Annotated in this window: 14 protein-coding genes; 4 read left to right on the top strand and 10 right to left on the bottom strand. The window is 59.0% G+C overall.

Features of this window, described 5'->3' with window-relative positions:
• Positions 1 to 186: 186 nt before the first annotated feature.
• Together Q8N04_07215 and Q8N04_07210 are read right to left on the bottom strand one after the other, a co-directional pair.
• Positions 187 to 507 (bottom strand): transcriptional regulator, encoded by a 321-nt coding sequence (locus tag Q8N04_07215; protein ID MDP3090450.1) that lies wholly within the window; start codon positions 505 to 507, stop codon positions 187 to 189.
• A gap of 18 nt (positions 508 to 525) precedes the next feature.
• Positions 526 to 864: a type II toxin-antitoxin system RelE/ParE family toxin gene (locus Q8N04_07210; protein ID MDP3090449.1), complete on the bottom strand. Its 339-nt coding sequence runs from the start codon at positions 862 to 864 to the stop codon at positions 526 to 528.
• Positions 865 to 1339: 475 nt separating this feature from the next.
• On the opposite strand from Q8N04_07210, the gene Q8N04_07205 reads away from it, so the two are divergent.
• Positions 1340 to 1618 (top strand): hypothetical protein, encoded by a 279-nt coding sequence (locus tag Q8N04_07205; protein MDP3090448.1) that lies wholly within the window; start codon positions 1340 to 1342, stop codon positions 1616 to 1618.
• Between the two features lie 30 nt (positions 1619 to 1648).
• Entirely contained in the window at positions 1649 to 2095 is a 447-nt protein-coding gene (locus tag Q8N04_07200) for a hypothetical protein (GenBank protein ID MDP3090447.1), read from the top strand.
• A 208-nt stretch (positions 2096 to 2303) separates the two neighbouring features.
• Here Q8N04_07200 and Q8N04_07195 read toward each other — a convergent pair whose 3' ends face one another.
• The 3 genes from Q8N04_07195 to Q8N04_07185 form a co-directional block, all read right to left on the bottom strand.
• Positions 2304 to 2738: a DUF1810 domain-containing protein gene (locus Q8N04_07195; protein MDP3090446.1), complete on the bottom strand. Its 435-nt coding sequence runs from the start codon at positions 2736 to 2738 to the stop codon at positions 2304 to 2306.
• Between the two features lie 226 nt (positions 2739 to 2964).
• Positions 2965 to 3969 carry a BsuBI/PstI family type II restriction endonuclease gene (locus Q8N04_07190; protein MDP3090445.1) on the bottom strand — a complete coding sequence of 335 codons (1005 nt, stop codon included), beginning with the start codon at positions 3967 to 3969 and terminating at the stop codon, positions 2965 to 2967.
• Entirely contained in the window at positions 3956 to 5440 is a 1485-nt protein-coding gene (locus Q8N04_07185; protein ID MDP3090444.1) for an Eco57I restriction-modification methylase domain-containing protein, read from the bottom strand. The genes Q8N04_07190 and Q8N04_07185 overlap by 14 nt, the downstream gene beginning before the upstream one ends.
• Before the next feature lie 784 nt (positions 5441 to 6224).
• Between Q8N04_07185 and Q8N04_07180 the strand changes: the two genes are divergently transcribed.
• Positions 6225 to 6968 (top strand): GDSL-type esterase/lipase family protein, encoded by a 744-nt coding sequence (locus Q8N04_07180; GenBank protein MDP3090443.1) that lies wholly within the window; start codon positions 6225 to 6227, stop codon positions 6966 to 6968.
• A 50-nt stretch (positions 6969 to 7018) separates the two neighbouring features.
• Here Q8N04_07180 and Q8N04_07175 read toward each other — a convergent pair whose 3' ends face one another.
• From Q8N04_07175 to Q8N04_07160, 4 genes are all read right to left on the bottom strand, one after another.
• Positions 7019 to 7396 (bottom strand): DUF5615 family PIN-like protein, encoded by a 378-nt coding sequence (locus Q8N04_07175; GenBank protein ID MDP3090442.1) that lies wholly within the window; start codon positions 7394 to 7396, stop codon positions 7019 to 7021.
• The gene (locus Q8N04_07170) at positions 7389 to 7613 is read right to left on the bottom strand and encodes a DUF433 domain-containing protein (protein MDP3090441.1); all 225 of its coding nucleotides are present in this window, start codon (positions 7611 to 7613) and stop codon (positions 7389 to 7391) included. The genes Q8N04_07175 and Q8N04_07170 overlap by 8 nt, the downstream gene beginning before the upstream one ends.
• 182 nt (positions 7614 to 7795) lie before the next feature.
• Complete coding sequence (gene lon, locus Q8N04_07165) at positions 7796 to 10192, bottom strand: endopeptidase La (GenBank protein MDP3090440.1); 2397 nt, start codon at positions 10190 to 10192, stop codon at positions 7796 to 7798.
• 154 nt (positions 10193 to 10346) lie between these two features.
• Complete coding sequence (locus Q8N04_07160) at positions 10347 to 12359, bottom strand: hypothetical protein (protein MDP3090439.1); 2013 nt, start codon at positions 12357 to 12359, stop codon at positions 10347 to 10349.
• Between the two features lie 203 nt (positions 12360 to 12562).
• On the opposite strand from Q8N04_07160, the gene Q8N04_07155 reads away from it, so the two are divergent.
• Positions 12563 to 15694 carry a multidrug efflux RND transporter permease subunit gene (locus Q8N04_07155; GenBank protein MDP3090438.1) on the top strand — a complete coding sequence of 1044 codons (3132 nt, stop codon included), beginning with the start codon at positions 12563 to 12565 and terminating at the stop codon, positions 15692 to 15694.
• Between the two features lie 54 nt (positions 15695 to 15748).
• Here Q8N04_07155 and Q8N04_07150 read toward each other — a convergent pair whose 3' ends face one another.
• Positions 15749 to 16132, bottom strand: coding sequence for a PilZ domain-containing protein (locus tag Q8N04_07150; protein ID MDP3090437.1), 384 nt, complete (start codon positions 16130 to 16132; stop codon positions 15749 to 15751).
• Positions 16133 to 16202: the final 70 nt, after the last annotated feature.

Raw genomic sequence — 16202 nt, 5'->3', positions numbered from 1 at the left:
GCATTGGGCAGAAGCCAGCAGGCAAAGCGGACCGCCCAGCGGTGCCACCAACCGCCAAGGATCATCCGTGTGCGCCGTGCGAAGTCTGGATCCGCGAGGAAGAGCAGGCTGTGCTCAGATCAATGTCGGACAGGCTCCTAGTCGAATGGATAGTCCGTTGGCCATGTGAGACTGGCCAGTGCTCTCTCATCTGGCTTTTGCCGTTACGCGCAATTTGACATGGGCCTTTTTCTGAAGCGCGTTCACGATGCTAAAGAAGTTGTCCGTGCTGGGGTTGCCACGCGGGGCCAACATCCGATGCAAGCTCTTGCTTGGTTTCTTGAGCGTCAGGGCCAGCTCTTCAAACCCTACAGTGGCATTGACGAGATCCCGTAGGATGGCTTTGCCCACGGCGGTGTCGCCTGCAAAGTAGGCGTTGAGCGCCTCTGTAAAGAGCGCTTCCCGAAAACGCGGGTCATGTTCCACGCGAGCCGCGATGGTGTTTCTAAATTCCCGTGTGAGTGCCATAGGTCGCTCCGTTCTGTGTTACGTCTTCTTGGTGGTGGTACGACGGCGATAGTCGACCCAGCGTTCTTTGGCCGTCTCGATAGCCTGTTGCTGACGTTGTTTCGTGCTGCCACCCAGCAGGATCACGAGGCGGTCACCGTCCTTGCCGAAATAGATTCGATAGCCTGGTCCCGCATCGATCTTTCGCTCGAAGACTCCGGCCCCAACCCCTTTCACATTCGACCAATTCCCCGCACCGAGCTGATACAGCGCCGTCGCAACTTTTGCCGAGGCAACGGCATTGAGCCCTTCGAACCATGCGGCAAAGGGTGAGCGGGACTGCAAATCGAGATATTCGAGTACGCGTATCTCTGCCATAGATATAGTAACTGTTATGTTACCACTGCGATTAGGGGACGTGCCAATGTTTTTGCCTGAGTGTAGGAAAAGAGCAGGCTTTGATGGATGAATGACGGGTCTTGAGGGGTAGGCAGCGGCACAGTCATTTGTGGCGCAGAGTACGCAGGAGGGATAAGGGAGTCAAGGATGGAGCAGGGGGTTGACTACGGGGCAATGGCAGCACGTATTGCTAAGGCGTTTCAGGCGCCAGAGAATCGAAAGTCAATTGGATGACAAGACCTGAACTTGGGAAATGAGGGAAGAAAGAACCGTGCGACCTTGCTCCGCTGGTGACGTGTGCTCTACGCTCCATGCGCTGCGACATGATTTCAGGAATCGTTTCCTACCTCATCAAAACGTCCATGAAATTTGCACTAAGCGCTGCGTACTGGTAGTGTGAAGCACAGCTACTCTTCTTCAATCTTCGTAACCCACCACATAGCGAGGAGCCCGTATGTCAGACTTGTTTGCAAAGCACCCGAATTCCGTCAAGGACGTCGTTGCCGTCGAGACGATCTGTCCTCTGCACCAGGAGGCAGTGAAAGTCAGCTTCGAGATGAATGGCGTGCGCGGGAAGCTGACCGTGCTGGAGGACTGTTCCATTCTGCACCTGGGGGATAAGTGCAACGAAGCTTGCAGAAAGAACCCTGAAATTCTGAATGCGCTTCATGAAAAGATGGAAGAGTTTCGGGAAGAATCGGCACGGGAGATTCCGATCATCTCGACGCCATAACGTGTGTCACTTTTAACGGAGGACAAGATTTTGAAACGAGTATTAGCTCTGTGTCTCGCAGTATTGTTTTCAGCCGTCTGCGCGCTTCATGCGGGGGCGGGGACTCCCAATGTGGAGTTCAAGATTAAGGTCAGTAAAGACGGGTTCCGTGATTCCAATGGCCAGATCATTGCGGCGCCCTTCCGTGTCAAGAAGGGCGAATCGGTGCGCCTCACATTTTTGTTCGACGAGAAGACCTCTGAAGTCTTGCGCGATATGATGCGCAACGCTCAGGATCAACAGGGATTCGTGCACGCCTTTGCTCTTCATAGCGGCAAGGAAATCGTTGCGGAAACACAGGAGCTCAGTCTCAAGAAGAGAGAGACAAGCCTTGAGTTTATCGCCGGGGACAAGGGGGCGCAGAGCTATAAGATCTATTGCACGATGATGTGCTTCGGGATGGAGCACTTAAACGATCTGACGATCGAGGTTGGCTGAAGCGTGTTGTCAGCGAAACCTGTGTGCGCTCGTACTCCAGGTCCATCCATCCTGCGCGTCTCCTAACAAGACAAGAGCACCATCCGTGCTGTCGTCATCTGTCAGATTCCCGCATTTGCCAGAGTAACGATTCCGACCACGATGACGTGGCGGAGTCGCTGGCGCGGTCGAGCCCGAATACACAGTCAGGCAATGGCCCCGCTGATTGCTAGGACGTTTGCTGTGCCAGGATATCAAGTGTCGATTGGTCGGGCTTGCCGTGGAAATGTTTGAGGAGGGCGGCGTTGAAGAGGGCGTTGTCGGTGGTCGCGGTCGAAAACAAGGTCATGCAGGACCGGAATTTGAGAAGGTCCGGATAGCCGAAGATCTCCTCAGCGCTGCGTCCATCCACATCGAGAATAAGCTGCGTACATTCTCTGAGTCTGAAACCTAAGAGGGGGTGTTGCAGATAGGCCTTGGCCTCATCGAGGGAAGTGATGGCGAACTGCTGCGCTGTGCCACTGCGACCAAGACCGGCGATCTGAGGAAAGATGAACCAGATCCAGTGACTCGACTTTGTCCCGGCCCGCAGCTCAGCAAGGACTGTGTCATAGACGCGCTCTTGCGCGTTGAGAAAGCGGTGGAGATTGTAAACATCGGCCATGGACTGTGTACGCTAAGACACCGATCTAATTGTACAAACATTGGAAGTTTGCAGAAAAGTTGGAGGCTTATCCTTTCTTCCGGAGGCGATTGAGTGAGAGGGCTGCGAAGCGCTACCCCATCGGGGAATCCTGTCCCTGTTCAAAGGGGGATGTCAATTCCTGGCCACCTCAACCTGACGCTTATTTGTGCTTTGACATCAGGCGCAAACAGGCTGATGCGAAGGATTACTTTTTTGTGTCTCGCTTTGGTATTGCGTCCGGATAAGGGCCAAGGAAACGCTCGCCGTTGAAGTGGATCATGTGGTCGGGATCTTCGGCGATCCAAACCTCTGATTCCCAGGCGATATACGACAAGAAGGATTGCATAACGCGGCGGCTTTCAAAAACAGTCACAAAAACCAATCCGGCTTTGCATCCAGCGAACAGTTGCTTTAGCTCTTTACGGCGTTTTCCATCAACAGGTCCCGCACTGGTCACGGCCTCGATAAGCAACAGCCAGTTCTTTGCCTTGTCGTGGACGATCACGTCAGGAATCTTCGCGGCGGAATTCAATTCAACTCCCAGCGCGGCCAAGTGTTTCGCCTCAAGATGAACGAATTTGTTTTCCGTGTCGCCGATATACAGCACCACCCCGCCTTGAGCGAACGTTGCACAGAAATGCTCAATGATCGACTTGATCAGTGGATTTTGGCCGCCAGGGGAAAGAGCGACCTGCGAACCATCGGGAAGCGTGACGGGTACGCGAGTCAAGTGTCTCGTTCTGGCAATCTCGTTGGTTAGATCTTCCCGGCTAGCGAGGTACTTCTTTAAGGCCGGTTGCCACTCACCGGTTCCAACCTTGCGTAGTAAGGCTAATGCCGATGGCTCTATTTGATACACCGTCTTCCCACTATTTGTGGGACGCTTGGGGTCATCGGGATTACGAAGGAGTAAGCCTGCCGCTACGAAGAATTTGACGGCGTCATCGCGAATTGTTTCACGTGTGTTGGGTGCATAGCGGACACCGTATATCTTGGCGATGAAATCAATTATAGGGGTGATGCCACGGAGTGGAGCTTGTCCGTCTGCCCACGAAATATCTGGCCGTAGATCGAGGAGGGCTAGGAGCGTATAGGCGGCAGTCTCGTTTCGTTGCTTGGGATTAAACTGTAAGGCCGTTAGTACGGCGATCGTTTCGGCGAGACGGCACTTTCTGTTGGCGGATTTGCTGTGTGATTTATTTGCAGGCATGGAGATGGGTAGAGACGTGTTTGTCGATGTCTGTTTGGGATAGATCGAGCGCGGTCATGTTGCGACCAATTGCGAGTAAGGTGTCGCGGTCAGGATAGGGCAGCTTCCGAAGATCGCTTGCGTTCACTTGGGTATGTCCGCTGAAACGGCGAAAGTATTGATCGACAACTGTAGAGTTCAGGAATGCAAAGAGCCCAACGGCAAGATTACGTTCGAGTCCTTGTCCATTGACGTGAAAATAGTTCAGATGGTTCTCGAATCCAAGCCACTCTGCCTCTACGCTGTCTGGGTCGAATAGGCAGGCGACGAGGCGGCGACGTTCTTCTTTAGATGTAAAGCGCTTCGTAAGCAGATACACGCCGGAAGGTACAAGCCATGGGCGAGTGTCGTCATTGACGAGAATAGCATTTGGTTTGCGAGATGGGGCCTTCGGCCAGCGCACCTTGCCCGCGTCGAAATGGCAGGGATAGACGAGAGGCGCGGTCCCCTTTTGGGCTTCCTGTCTCAGAGAATTCTTGAGGCGAAAGTCTACAACACGTCCGGTCGATACGGAGATGCCCAGAGAGGCAAGGCTTGCCTGGAGGCCGCCCATGCTTTTCTTAGCCGCTGTGTGCGAGGGTGACGAAGGAATGTGGATAAACTTTTCTTTGTCATGTGGATGGACTACTTCATCGAACGCCAGTACCGATTCTGTAACCACGTCTCCATGTTCTCCGCTGCTGCTGGAGATCACTAGATCTCGTGGCTGGTTTCGACCCTTTACTGCATGAAAGATAATATTCTCTTGTAACACGCTGTCATTTCGGAAAGCGGCATTGCGGGATTCAAAAACATGGAGCTGGTGAAGCTCCAGATTGCCCAGGAAGTCCTCGCGGAACGGGCGAAAGTAGGGCCCGTTGCAAAAGCTTCGTGGTGTGATGCCAACAATCTGCCCTGTAGGAGCTAGCAGTTTCTGAATGAGGGCTATAAACCCTGTGTAGAGGTTGCTTGTTTCGATTCCGGCGGTGCGCAACGCACGTCGTTCGGCTGAATCGATGCTGATCTTCCGGTAGGGCGGATTCGCAATCGCTGCATCGAAGGTGGGCGGAGACAGCGCGAATAAATGTTCACCAAGCAACGGGGCCATTTCTTGAATAAAGTCGGCCTCATGGATGGCAAAGGTGAATTGAATCCCGGCTGTTTTGCAGGCCTGTTTGCAGTCCCGCATGGTGTTGGAGAGCGCATCTTGAATGAAGGGGTCACTTTCATAGAGCGTGGCGTCGATGGCGCGAACGGTACCTCGTCGTTTGCACACCTGTGAAACGAACGATGCGGTCAGGGCTCCCGCTCCTGCCCCAGCATCCAGCAAGCGCACCGTGTCAGGAAGGGGCCCGAACAACGAGGCCATGAAGTCCGCCACAGGTAGAGGCGTGAGGAATTGGCCAATCTCTCCTTGCCGTTTCCGAGCATCTGTGAGGGTAGCGTTAGACATGGAAGGAACGTACTAACCTTTGTATCGTGTAATCACTGAATGAATGAGCATGACGCTAGTGTTAGATACGCCGATGAGTGACTGACAGACATTCTACTTTTTTAGAGCATGTTGGTCCATCCCTATATGCACGTGTTTAGGACCTTGAGTTGAGAAGGCTGATGGAAAGAGGTAATGAAGTCAGAAAGCATTGTTTGAATTGACGAACACGACCGAGGGAAGCTTGAGGGGGAGAAGTTCTTGAGGCAACAAGGTAGGCTCCTGGTTTGAGCCTGGGCCTCTTGAGATTACGGGGCTGTCGAGGTCGCTCACGGTTCATTCCGTTCAGCCGGTGGGGCAGTGGGGATATTTCATTGAAGGCCGCCGACATGACTTCCTCGATCCGCTCCACCGGAATGACGGTGAGCTCCTCGCGCACTCTGGCCTTCTGCCACTCTTTGAAACCGGCGCCCCTTACATTTGGCCTGAAGACCCTGCTATGGTACGTCTATGACTACACAATCTCCCATCGTTCCCCAAACTGTAAACTGTGCGAATGGCCAGTGTGGGAGGCCGCTCGACACGCAGGTCAATCAAGGCTACCCTGACTCGACGGTGCCGATGGGGTATATCCACAAGCTCTACGACCCATCTCTCCCGCCATTCCAAGTCGTGTGCATGAAATGTGGGCACTACTCGCTCCGGTATCAGCGCAACCGACCTGACTGATCTCCGCCGACCTTTTCAGTGCCCGCGCATGCCTGCGCAGGCCTCTCCCAGTCTGAATCTGCTACAGTAGACCCCCATGACGCGCACGCTCCGGTCTGCCTTCGTTCTGCTTCTCTTTGCCCTTTCCATCTGGGCGAGTTTTTCGGCTGCGACTGTTTTTGCCCTTGATCGTGACGTTCCCGCCATTGTTCCCGCTCCACAGACGGCCGGCTGGTGGATGCCTCAACATGAGCGCAATGTGGCGCGCGTGCGACAGGGGGAGGTGGATCTCCTCATGATCGGCGATTCCATCACGCAGGGGTGGGGCGACGAGGGGCGGCGGGTGTGGGAGCGCTACTATGCCCATCGCCGGGCGGTGAACTTGGGATTCAACAGCGACCGGACTGAGCAGGTCTTGTGGCGGTTGCAGCGCGGAGAGATTGACGGCATCCACCCGAAGGTGGCGGTGGTCCTGATCGGCACGAACAACTCAGGGACGAGGAACGACCCGTCGGAGGAGACGGCTGCCGGGGTGCAGGCGATTGTGACGCTCTTGCGAGCGAAGCTCCCGGAGACCAAGATTCTGCTGCTCGGCATCTTCCCGCGAGGCGCGGCGGCGCGCGATTCACTTCGGCTCTCGAACGGATCGATCAATGATCGTCTTCGCGGATTCGCCGACGGTCAGCACCTGGTTTATCTGGATCTCGGGCATTTGTTCCTGGATCGAGACGGGCGCCTGAAGCGAGACCTCATGCCGGATCTGCTGCACCCCAATGAACAGGGCTATCAAGTCTGGGCCGAAGGCATGGAAGCGCAGCTCAAGACGTTGATGGGAGAGTGAGAAGAGGTGAGTGTTGATTGCCCCGCATTACGCCAGAGGCTGAGGCTAGGCTATTGGGGCCGTCTGATTCTGATGGCGTCACGGTCAACGATCACCAGTGCTCGAGCCAGCTCCGCATCCGGTATTTCCCCGAGAAGCCGGTGAAGTGCTTCCTGGGTTTCCTCAATCGTTGTCGGCCAAACATGGAGTCGAATAATGCCGGCATGGGAGCCGACTGGAAAGGATCTCTGATCCGCGAAATCTTCATCGAAGGTGATGATGACGGCTTGTCGGCTCTGCGCCCAGATGAAGATCTCTTCATCAGGCTGTCCGGACAAGGCGACATCTGAGGTGTGGTGAATCGTCCAGTGAGGGCGACGGGTGCGAAGCCACTGCGCTATGGCCCGGGGAACGTTTTGATCGAGCAGGACGGTGAGCGGCTCAGGCACGGGGAATCACTTTGTCTTCATCGATTACGTGGCTGGCATAGTCTAACGCCGATGCCACATCCTCACGGGTGAGCTCCGGATAGGTTTGGAGAATCTGATCGTTCGTGTAGCCGCCTGCTATCAAGCCAAGAATATTCGTCACCATGATCCGAGTCCCTCGGATGCACGGCTTTCCGCTGCAGATGTGGGGATCGATGCTGATTCGATCGTAGCGCATAGATGACCTTCCCGAAGCGAGTTGCTTCTCCTGTCGCGTTGACTAGTTCATGATAACAAGCTCGACTCAATGGGTCAAAGAATCTGAGTGAGCTCGGCAGCATACACAACTGCTACTCTGAGTCAGTACGGGGCTGCGGGATGGGGGTGTGTCGGCCCCGGATTTCCCCGGGGCCGACTGTGTTACGACGCGGTCGAGGTGGCGAGCGGTTCATCCCGTTCAGCCGGTGGGGCTGCGGGGATGTCCTGATTGAAGGCCGCCGGCAGGACTTCTTCGATCCGTTCCACCGGAATGAACGTGAGCTGGTCGCGCACTTCCTGTGGCACTTCTTTCAGATCCCGCTCATTGGCCTTCGGCAGAATGATCCGCCGGATGCCCGCGCGATGGGCCGCTAGAACCTTCTCTTTGATGCCGCCAACCGGCAGCACCAACCCGCTCAAGCTGATTTCTCCCGTCATGGCCGTATCGCTGCGGACGGCTTTTCCGACATAGGCGGACGCCAGTGCCGTGGCCATCGTGATACCGGCTGACGGGCCGTCTTTCGGAATCGCGCCTGAGGGCACATGGATATGGACCCCGTTGCGTTTGAACTTCGAAATATCGAGCCCCATGCTCTCGGCATGCGACCAGAGATAGCTCCGGGCCGCGCGTGCTGATTCCTGCATCACATCGCCAAGCTGTCCCGTCAGGGTCAGTTCATGACTGCCTGGCAGGAGCGTCGTTTCGATATAGAGGACATCGCCTCCCGCCGGGGTCCAGGCTAAGCCTGTCGCCACTCCGGGCGGCAGATTCTTTCGCGCCTCTTCCGGCATGAACCGTTCGGAGCCGAGCCATTCATCCAGCATATCCGGGCGAATGGTGACCGGCTGGCGTTCCTGACCTTCCGGGAGTTCCGCGAAGGCTAAGGCCACTTTTCTCGTCAACCGGCCGAGCATTTGCTCCAGCTGGCGCACACCGGCTTCGCGTGTGTACCGGCTGGTGACGAGATTCAAGACCTCGTTTGACAAGAGCGCCTGTTCGGCATTCAAGCCTGCTTCCTTCAACCGTCGCGGCCAGAGATAACGCCTGGCGATTTCCGCCTTCTCGTGTTCGCTGTAGCCTTGCAGGCGGATGATCTCCATCCGGTCCAACAAGGGTTGGCTGATGGTGTCGAGGGTATTCGCCGTCGTGATGAAAAACGCCTTCGACAAATCGAAGGGGAGATCCAGATAGTGATCGCGGAACGTGTGGTTCTGCGCCGGATCGAGGATTTCTAAAAGCGCAGCAGCCGGGTCTCCGCGGAAGTCGCGCCCCATCTTGTCGACTTCATCGAGCATGAGCACGGGATTGTTCACCCCGGCCCGCCGTACGGCTTGAATGATATGGCCAGGCAACGCCCCGACATAGGTGCGGCGATGGCCGCGCAATTCCGCTTCATCGTGCACGCCGCCCAGGCTGAGCCGCTCGAACGTCCGGCCCATGGCTCTGGCGATCGATTGGCCCAGACTCGTCTTGCCGACACCCGGAGGGCCGACTAAGCAGAGGATGGGCGCCTTGGCCGACGGATTCAGCTTCAAGACCGCGAGATGCTCCACGATCCGTTCTTTGACTTCTTTGATGCCGTAGTGATCCTCTTCGAGCACCTGCCGGACTTTCGCCAGGGCGAGTGAATCTTCCGACGCCTTCTTCCAGGGCAATTCGAGCACCAGCTCCAGATAGGTGCGGAGCACCTGATGGTCCGCCGATGACGGCGGGACTTTGGCCAGGCGTCCGAGCTCGCGCTCGGCTTCCTTCCGCACATGGTCGGGGAGGTCCGCCTCCGCCACTTTCTTCTTGAGCAGGGCAAGATCGCTGTCGTCGCTGTCGGATTCGCCGAGTTCCTGTTGGATCGTTTTCAATTGCTCCCGCAACATGTATTCGCGCTGGCTCTTGCCGATCTTCGCCTGCGCATCGCTGGTGATCTTGTCGCGGAGCTGGAGGATCTGAATCTCCTTGGACAAGGCCACATAGAGGGCGCGCAGCAAATCCAGCGTCGCGGTGCTTTCGAGCAGCTTCTGCTCTTCCGCCACGCTGAGGTTGACCAGTGAGGCCACTCGATAGGCGAGCGCTACCGGATCATCTTCATGGCTTAACGCTTCGCTGGCCTCTTGCATGCCAGGGGCTTGGATCACCCTCGGGAGTTCTGTCACCAGCTCCTGAATTGCCCGATGCATGGCCTGCACTTCCGTGCCGGTCTCCGAGGGGCGGTCCAGCGCCCGGACCCGGGCAATCGCATAGGGAGTCGATTGGGTTTCTTCAATGATCGCCACGCGGTCCACACCCTGGACAAACGCGTGAATCGCGCCTTCCGAGGATTGGCCGATCTGCTTGATGATGGCTTTGGTGCCGATCGTGTAGAGGTCGCTCAGGCCCGGTTCTTCGGTCTGCGAGTCGCGCTGAGCCACGACCAGGATCATCTTCTCTTCGGTCTTCATCGCGGCCTGCACCGCCGCCATCGATCGTTCGCGACCGACGGTGAGGGGCATCATGACGCCGGGGAATAAGACGGTTCGCTTGATCGGTAATATGGGAAGGGTCAGCACTTTGGTCTCGCTGTCCATGTTGAGTCCTTTCTCTCTCTCATCCTTGAGCAGAGACACGATGGGTGAGCGTGTGAGAGCAGAGATAGATCGGGGATCGGGCAAGTCAAGGGCAGGCGTGAAGATGTCCGGGTCACTGCGCGAATAGACAGACCCAGAGGCGAGCGGCGGCCGGTCAGCGGTCTTGAAAGAGGCTGCCGGTGGCCCGGATCGTCCGATCGTTCCCGCGGCCTGAGGTGGTGCCGGTAGGCGTTCCGGACGAGGTGTCGTAGGTATCCGTTCCGGCGAGATCGAAGAACAGGCCGAGGCTGTCGGGGGTGCCGCGGCCCAGTCCGGATTGGCCGCTGTAGCGATCGGCTCCGCCTTCATCGATGAAGAGCGACCAGGATTCGCTCTCGGCATCTCCCAGCCCCGTGCTGCGGGTCAGGTCGTAGGTGTCTGATCCCGTCCCGCCATCCAGCAGCAGACTCACGCTCCGGTCGTAGGTGCCGCTGATCGTGTACTTGGGACCGGAGGGCGTGTAGCGATCCGTGCCCTGCGCATCGACGAGCAGGCCGATGCCATAGTGGCCGGCGGCTCCCAGGCTGGTGCGTCCGCCTGCGCGGCTGTCGTCTCCGCCGAGATCGAGCGCCACGCCGAGTCCGAAGTAATGGCCGGCGCCTTGCGCCAGGTTGCCGCTGCGATACTGATCCTGGCCCTCGAGATCGATGAGATAGCCGAGGCCGCCGGCCAGATTCAGGAGCAGGGCGTCGGTTTTCTTGCTGCCGCCGTCGACGCCGGCGCCGCTGCCCATGCCGTAGCAGAGATATTGAAAGGCCGGGTCGCCGGGCTTGGCCGTCGGCGCTTCCTGGGGATTCAACGAGCCGGGATATTTGTCGCCGCATTGATAGACGTCATTGCCGGCCCGATCGATCACGGCGCCCATTCCCAAGGGGCCGCCGAACCCGATGGCGAAGGCGTGGCTGGTGTACCGGTCGTTGCCGGCCAGATCGACCAAGAGACCGAGTCCGCCGAATGCCGCGCCCTGGGTAAACCGGTTGCCCATATACACATCGTTGCCGGTGCGGTCGAAGAGGATCCCGATGCCGGCGAAGCCGGTGCCGCCGGACCCCTGGTCGAGTTGATAGACGTCGTCGCCGGCCAGATCGATGAGGAGTCCGACGCCGAGCCGTCCGGTAGCCAGGCCGAGCGGGTCGCTGGTGTAGGTATCGTTGCCGCTCAGATCGATCACCACGCCGATGCCATGCTCGATGTCGCCGGATGAGGCGATCATCCCGTGATACGTGTCGTCTCCGCCGAGGTCGACGACGAGGAGGACGCGCCGGTCCAGGTCGTAAGTGTTGACGCCCGGACCGCCGATGACGATCAAGCCGTCGCGGGTCTGCTGGACGAACAGCACGTCGCCGGTGATGCCCGGCGGCGGTTGTGCCACCGGAGGACGATGTTGGAAGGCGAGGGCCAGGCGTTGCAGCAGGCTTTCGTTGCCCAAGCGCGCCACGGTCTGCGCCGCCGCGAGCAGCGCGGCATAGTCGAGCTGTTCATCCACGAGGCGGGCGAACTCCGCCTCCAGCTTGAGATGCGCGGCCCGTTCCTGGGCCGGCTCGTTCGAGCGGGGCGAAAATTGGTCGGCCAGGGTCCGCGCGTGTTTGAAGAGGAACCGTCGCTCGTCGTCGGAGAGATTGGCCAGCGCCTTCTCCCGCTGGATGGCGGCATCGTCCAGCGTATCGGTGAGGAAGCTGACCATTTCTTTTTGGGCGGTCGTGCCCGGGAAGGGGATCGGCTTGAAGTATTCGGAGGTGCGGTCGACGGCGGCCTCCATGACATCCAGCAATGCGGGCAGATTGTCCGTGCCGCCGCCGCCGAGTTCCGCCATCAACAGTCCCTGGTGCTCCAGCGCGGACAAGCCGGCCCAGGGATCGGTGAGGCTTTGCAGGGCGATGCGCCGCTTGTACCGCGCCGGCACGTCGCGACCGATGGCATGGGTGGCGAGGACGCGGGTCTGTTGGGGGCCTTGCTGCTTTTCGATGTCTGGTTGCACCATCGGGGCCAGCCGGTCGACGACTGACGTATAGAGCCGGCTCTTGGACGTGACCCCCGGGACCGGCGCTTTGGGACTGAAGAGCTGACAGCCCGTCAACGTGGCAAGCAGGAGTAGAGAGCCGACGACGAGGCTGCGCAGGGGAGGCATTCGTGTTCCGTGATTGAAGGAGGAGGCCGGTGCCGACATGGCGGTAATTTATCACAGCTTGAGTAAAGATTCCGGGAGTCCTTTGTCCCGAGTCTGTCCGGATTGAATGATGTAAATCTCGCCAGGCTTGAATATACTGCTCGGCGCGTCCGGGCCGGCCGACCGGCGCCCTCGACCGGAGAGGCGCTCACCCCGGGACTGTCGTGAATATCTCGGCGCCGTTCATTCACCGTCCGGTTGCCACCACGTTGTTGACCATCGGGGTCACGCTCGTCGGTCTCGTCGCGTTCCGCTTCCTGCCCGTCGCCTCGCTCCCGCAAGTCGAGTTCCCGACCATCAATGTCTCGGCCACGTTGCCGGGCGGCAGCCCGGAAACCATGGCCACCTCGGTGGCGGCTCCGCTGGAACATCAGTTCACGCGCATCGCCGGTGTGACGGAGATGACTTCCACGAGCATGCTGGGGTCCGCGAATATCACGCTGCAATTCGACCTGAGCCGCAATATCGACGGTGCCGCGCGCGACGTGCAGGCCGCCATCATGGCGGCGCGGAGCGAACTGCCGACGACCCTTCCGAACAGCCCGACGTACCGGAAGATCAATCCGGCCGATGCGCCGATCCTGATCCTGTCGCTGACATCCGATCTGGTCAGCCGGGGCCGCATGTATGATGTGGCGTCCAGCGTGCTTCAGCAGAAACTCTCGCAGATCGACGGGGTGGGGCAGGTCACGGTGGGCGGCGGGTCGCTCCCCGCGATCCGCGTCGATCTGAATCCCACGGCGTTGAACAGTTATGGGATCGGACTCGGCGACGTCCGCCGGATGTTGAGCAGCACCAACGTGAATCGTCCCAAGGGCCAGTTGTCCGACGGGCAGCGGACCTGGGAGGTGCGGGCCAACGATCAGCTCCATACGGTGGAGGATTATCTACCGTTGATCGTGAGCTATCGGGAGGGGCGGGCGGTGCGGCTTTCGGACGTGGCGACGGTCGAACAGTCGGTGGAGGATCTGCGCACGAGCGGCGTCGCGAACGGCGTTCCAGCGGTGCTCATCATCATCAACCGGCAGCCGGGCGCCAACATCATCGAGACGGTCGACCGCGTCCGGGCGTTGCTCCCTCAATTGGAGGCGTCGATTCCCGGGAGCATGACGTTGAAGGTCGTGGTGGACCGCACTCCGGTCATTCGCGCCTCGCTGCACGACGTCGAACGGACGCTCGCGATTTCCGTCTGTCTTGTGATCCTGGTGGTCTTTGTGTTTTTGCGAGATGTCCGGGCCACGCTGATTCCCTGCGTGGCGGTGCCGGTCTCGCTGATCAGCACGTTCGGCGTGATGTATCTCTTCGACTATAGCCTCGACAATCTCTCGCTGATGGCGCTCACGATCGCGACGGGGTTTGTGGTGGACGATGCCATCGTCGTGCTGGAAAACATCAGCCGGTATCGGGAGCAGGGCATGGATCCGATGCAGGCGGCGCTGCGCGGCGCGCGCGAGATCACGTTTACCGTGCTGTCGATGACCATCTCGCTCGTGGCCGTTTTCCTCCCGATTCTCTTCATGGGCGGCATGATGGGACGGCTGTTCCTGGAGTTTGCCGTCACGCTCTCCGTGGCGATTCTCGTCTCGCTGGTCGTCTCGCTGACCACCACGCCGATGATGTGCGCCCGCGTACTCAAAGCGGATACCGGCAGGGCCCATGGAAGACTGTACCGGATCAGCGAACGGTTCTTTGAGGGGCTGCGCAGCGGCTATGCCGGCAGTCTCGGCTGGGTGCTCCGCCATCCGCGCAGCATGCTCGTGGTGACGCTGGCGACGATGGCGTTCAGCATCTATCTCTATACCATCGTGCCCAAGGGCTTCTTCCCCCAGCAGGATACGGGCCGCATGTTCGGGAACATTCAGGCCGCCCAGGACATCTCATTTCAGGCCATGCGGCAGAAACTCACCGAGGTCGTCGAGATTATCAAGAGCGATCCAGCCGTCGACACGGTCACGGGATTCAGCGGCGGAGGAGTCAGCGGGAATACCAATGCCGGCCGTATGTTCATCTCGCTGAAACCGCTCGAAGAGCGGGAGCTCAGCGTGGATCAGGTGATCGCCCGGCTGCGTCCCAAGCTGGCCAAGGTGACGGGTGCGCCGACGGTGCTGCAGGCCATTCAGGACCTGCGAATCGGCGGGCGCGCCAGCAGCGCGCAATATCAGTACACATTGCAAAGCGTGGATCTCGCCGAGCTGAACACCTGGGCGCCCAAGGTCGAGCGTCAGTTGCGCACGCTGCCGGAAATCACCGACGTGAACAGCGATCAGCAGGACAAGGGGCTGCAATCCCTCGTGGTGTTCGATCGCAGCACGGCTTCCCGGCTGGGGATCAGTCCCCAGCTGATTGACGATACGCTTTACGATGCATTCGGCCAGCGGCAGGTCTCCATCATGTATACGCCGCTCAACCAGTATCACGTCGTGATGGAGGTGGCCCCGCAATATTGGCAGAACCCCTCGACGCTGCAGGAAATCTATGTGCGATCGCCGGCGGGGGCGCAGGTGCCGCTCAGTGCCGTGACGCGTTACGAACCGACAAACACGCTGCTCCTCGTCAACCATCAGGGGCAGTTCCCTGGCGTGACGCTGTCTTTCAATATGGCTCCGGGAGCGTCGTTGGGCGATGCGGTCGCGGCGATCGACAAGGCGACGCGGGAGATGGGGCTTCCGGCCGGCGTCCGGGGGACCTTTCAGGGCGCGGCCAAAGCGTTTCAGGCGTCCGTCGACAACCAGCCCTTTCTCATTCTTGCCGCGCTGGTGACGGTCTACATCGTGTTGGGGATTCTCTATGAGAGTTACATCCATCCCTTGACGATCCTCTCCACGCTGCCGTCCGCGGGAGTGGGCGCGCTGCTCGCGTTGCTCCTGTTTAAGACGGAGCTGAGCATGATCGCGCTAATCGGGATCATTCTATTGATCGGCATCGTGAAGAAGAACGCCATCATGATGATCGACTTCGCGCTGGACGCGGAGCGCAAGAATGGCAAAACGCCGGAGGCGGCGATCTATGAAGCCTGTCTGTTGCGGTTCAGGCCGATCATGATGACCACGCTGGCGGCCCTCTTCGGCGCCCTGCCTTTGGCGCTGGGGACGGGCGTCGGGTCGGAATTGCGCCGGCCGTTGGGTATCGCCATCGTCGGCGGGCTCCTCGTGAGCCAGTTGCCCACGCTCTACACGACGCCGGTGATTTATCTTTACCTCGATCGATTGCGGCTGCGGTTCATGCGTGTGCGCACCGGCCGCCGGACGGACGAGCCGCTGTCTCCGGACAATCCTGTGCCGGAAGTTCCCCGCTAACCGCCGGTGTCACCGGTGTCAAACGAGAAGGGAGCTGTTCATCATCGACGGTGTTCAGGCTGACAGGAAAGCTTCGGACGCGGCAGCGCGGAGGGCCTGGGCGGCAAAGCCGGAATGGCCAAGGCGATCGGCCCGCGGTGTGACGGCGACAAGATCTGTGACTCGTTCCCGGACCCCCTGACTGTATCGAAGAAACTCCACGCCTAGGTAGCCGTCTTTACACCAGCGTACGACAGAGACTTCCACCCCCAGCGGGGTGGGCTCCTGCGCCACGGCAATCTCGAGCGCGAGATAGGCTCCGGCATTCAGGTCGATGTCGCTCCTCATTCTGCAGCCGGTGGGCGAGAGGTCGAGGAGGACTCCTTCGCCGGTCCCGCTATCGGTTTGGATATTCGCCGGGTAGCCGACGGGGATTCGAGTGCGACATCGTGGTTGCATGGTCAATGCCTTCCTGGTGAACCTACAAGGCATATCGGCAGGGATCGTGGAAACTTGACCTGTTGCCGGG

It is taken from the genome of Nitrospira sp., assembly GCA_030692565.1.
Taxonomy (GTDB): Bacteria; Nitrospirota; Nitrospiria; order Nitrospirales; family Nitrospiraceae; genus Nitrospira_D.
This window is presented reverse-complemented; position numbering and strand designations above follow the sequence as displayed.

Excerpts from the sequence above, each read along its gene's own strand:
- Q8N04_07215 (MDP3090450.1), bottom strand. The coding sequence starts at position 507 with ATGGCACTCACACGGGAATTTAGAAACACCATCGCGGCTCGCGTGGAA.
- Q8N04_07210 (MDP3090449.1), bottom strand. The coding sequence starts at position 864 with ATGGCAGAGATACGCGTACTCGAATATCTCGATTTGCAGTCCCGCTCA.
- Q8N04_07205 (MDP3090448.1), top strand. The coding sequence starts at position 1,340 with ATGTCAGACTTGTTTGCAAAGCACCCGAATTCCGTCAAGGACGTCGTT.
- Q8N04_07195 (MDP3090446.1), bottom strand. The coding sequence starts at position 2,738 with ATGGCCGATGTTTACAATCTCCACCGCTTTCTCAACGCGCAAGAGCGC.
- Q8N04_07190 (MDP3090445.1), bottom strand. The coding sequence starts at position 3,969 with ATGCCTGCAAATAAATCACACAGCAAATCCGCCAACAGAAAGTGCCGT.
- Q8N04_07185 (MDP3090444.1), bottom strand. The coding sequence starts at position 5,440 with ATGTCTAACGCTACCCTCACAGATGCTCGGAAACGGCAAGGAGAGATT.
- Q8N04_07180 (MDP3090443.1), top strand. The coding sequence starts at position 6,225 with ATGACGCGCACGCTCCGGTCTGCCTTCGTTCTGCTTCTCTTTGCCCTT.
- Q8N04_07170 (MDP3090441.1), bottom strand. The coding sequence starts at position 7,613 with ATGCGCTACGATCGAATCAGCATCGATCCCCACATCTGCAGCGGAAAG.
- lon (MDP3090440.1), bottom strand. The coding sequence starts at position 10,192 with ATGGACAGCGAGACCAAAGTGCTGACCCTTCCCATATTACCGATCAAG.
- Q8N04_07160 (MDP3090439.1), bottom strand. The coding sequence starts at position 12,359 with ATGCCTCCCCTGCGCAGCCTCGTCGTCGGCTCTCTACTCCTGCTTGCC.
- Q8N04_07150 (MDP3090437.1), bottom strand. The coding sequence starts at position 16,132 with ATGCAACCACGATGTCGCACTCGAATCCCCGTCGGCTACCCGGCGAAT.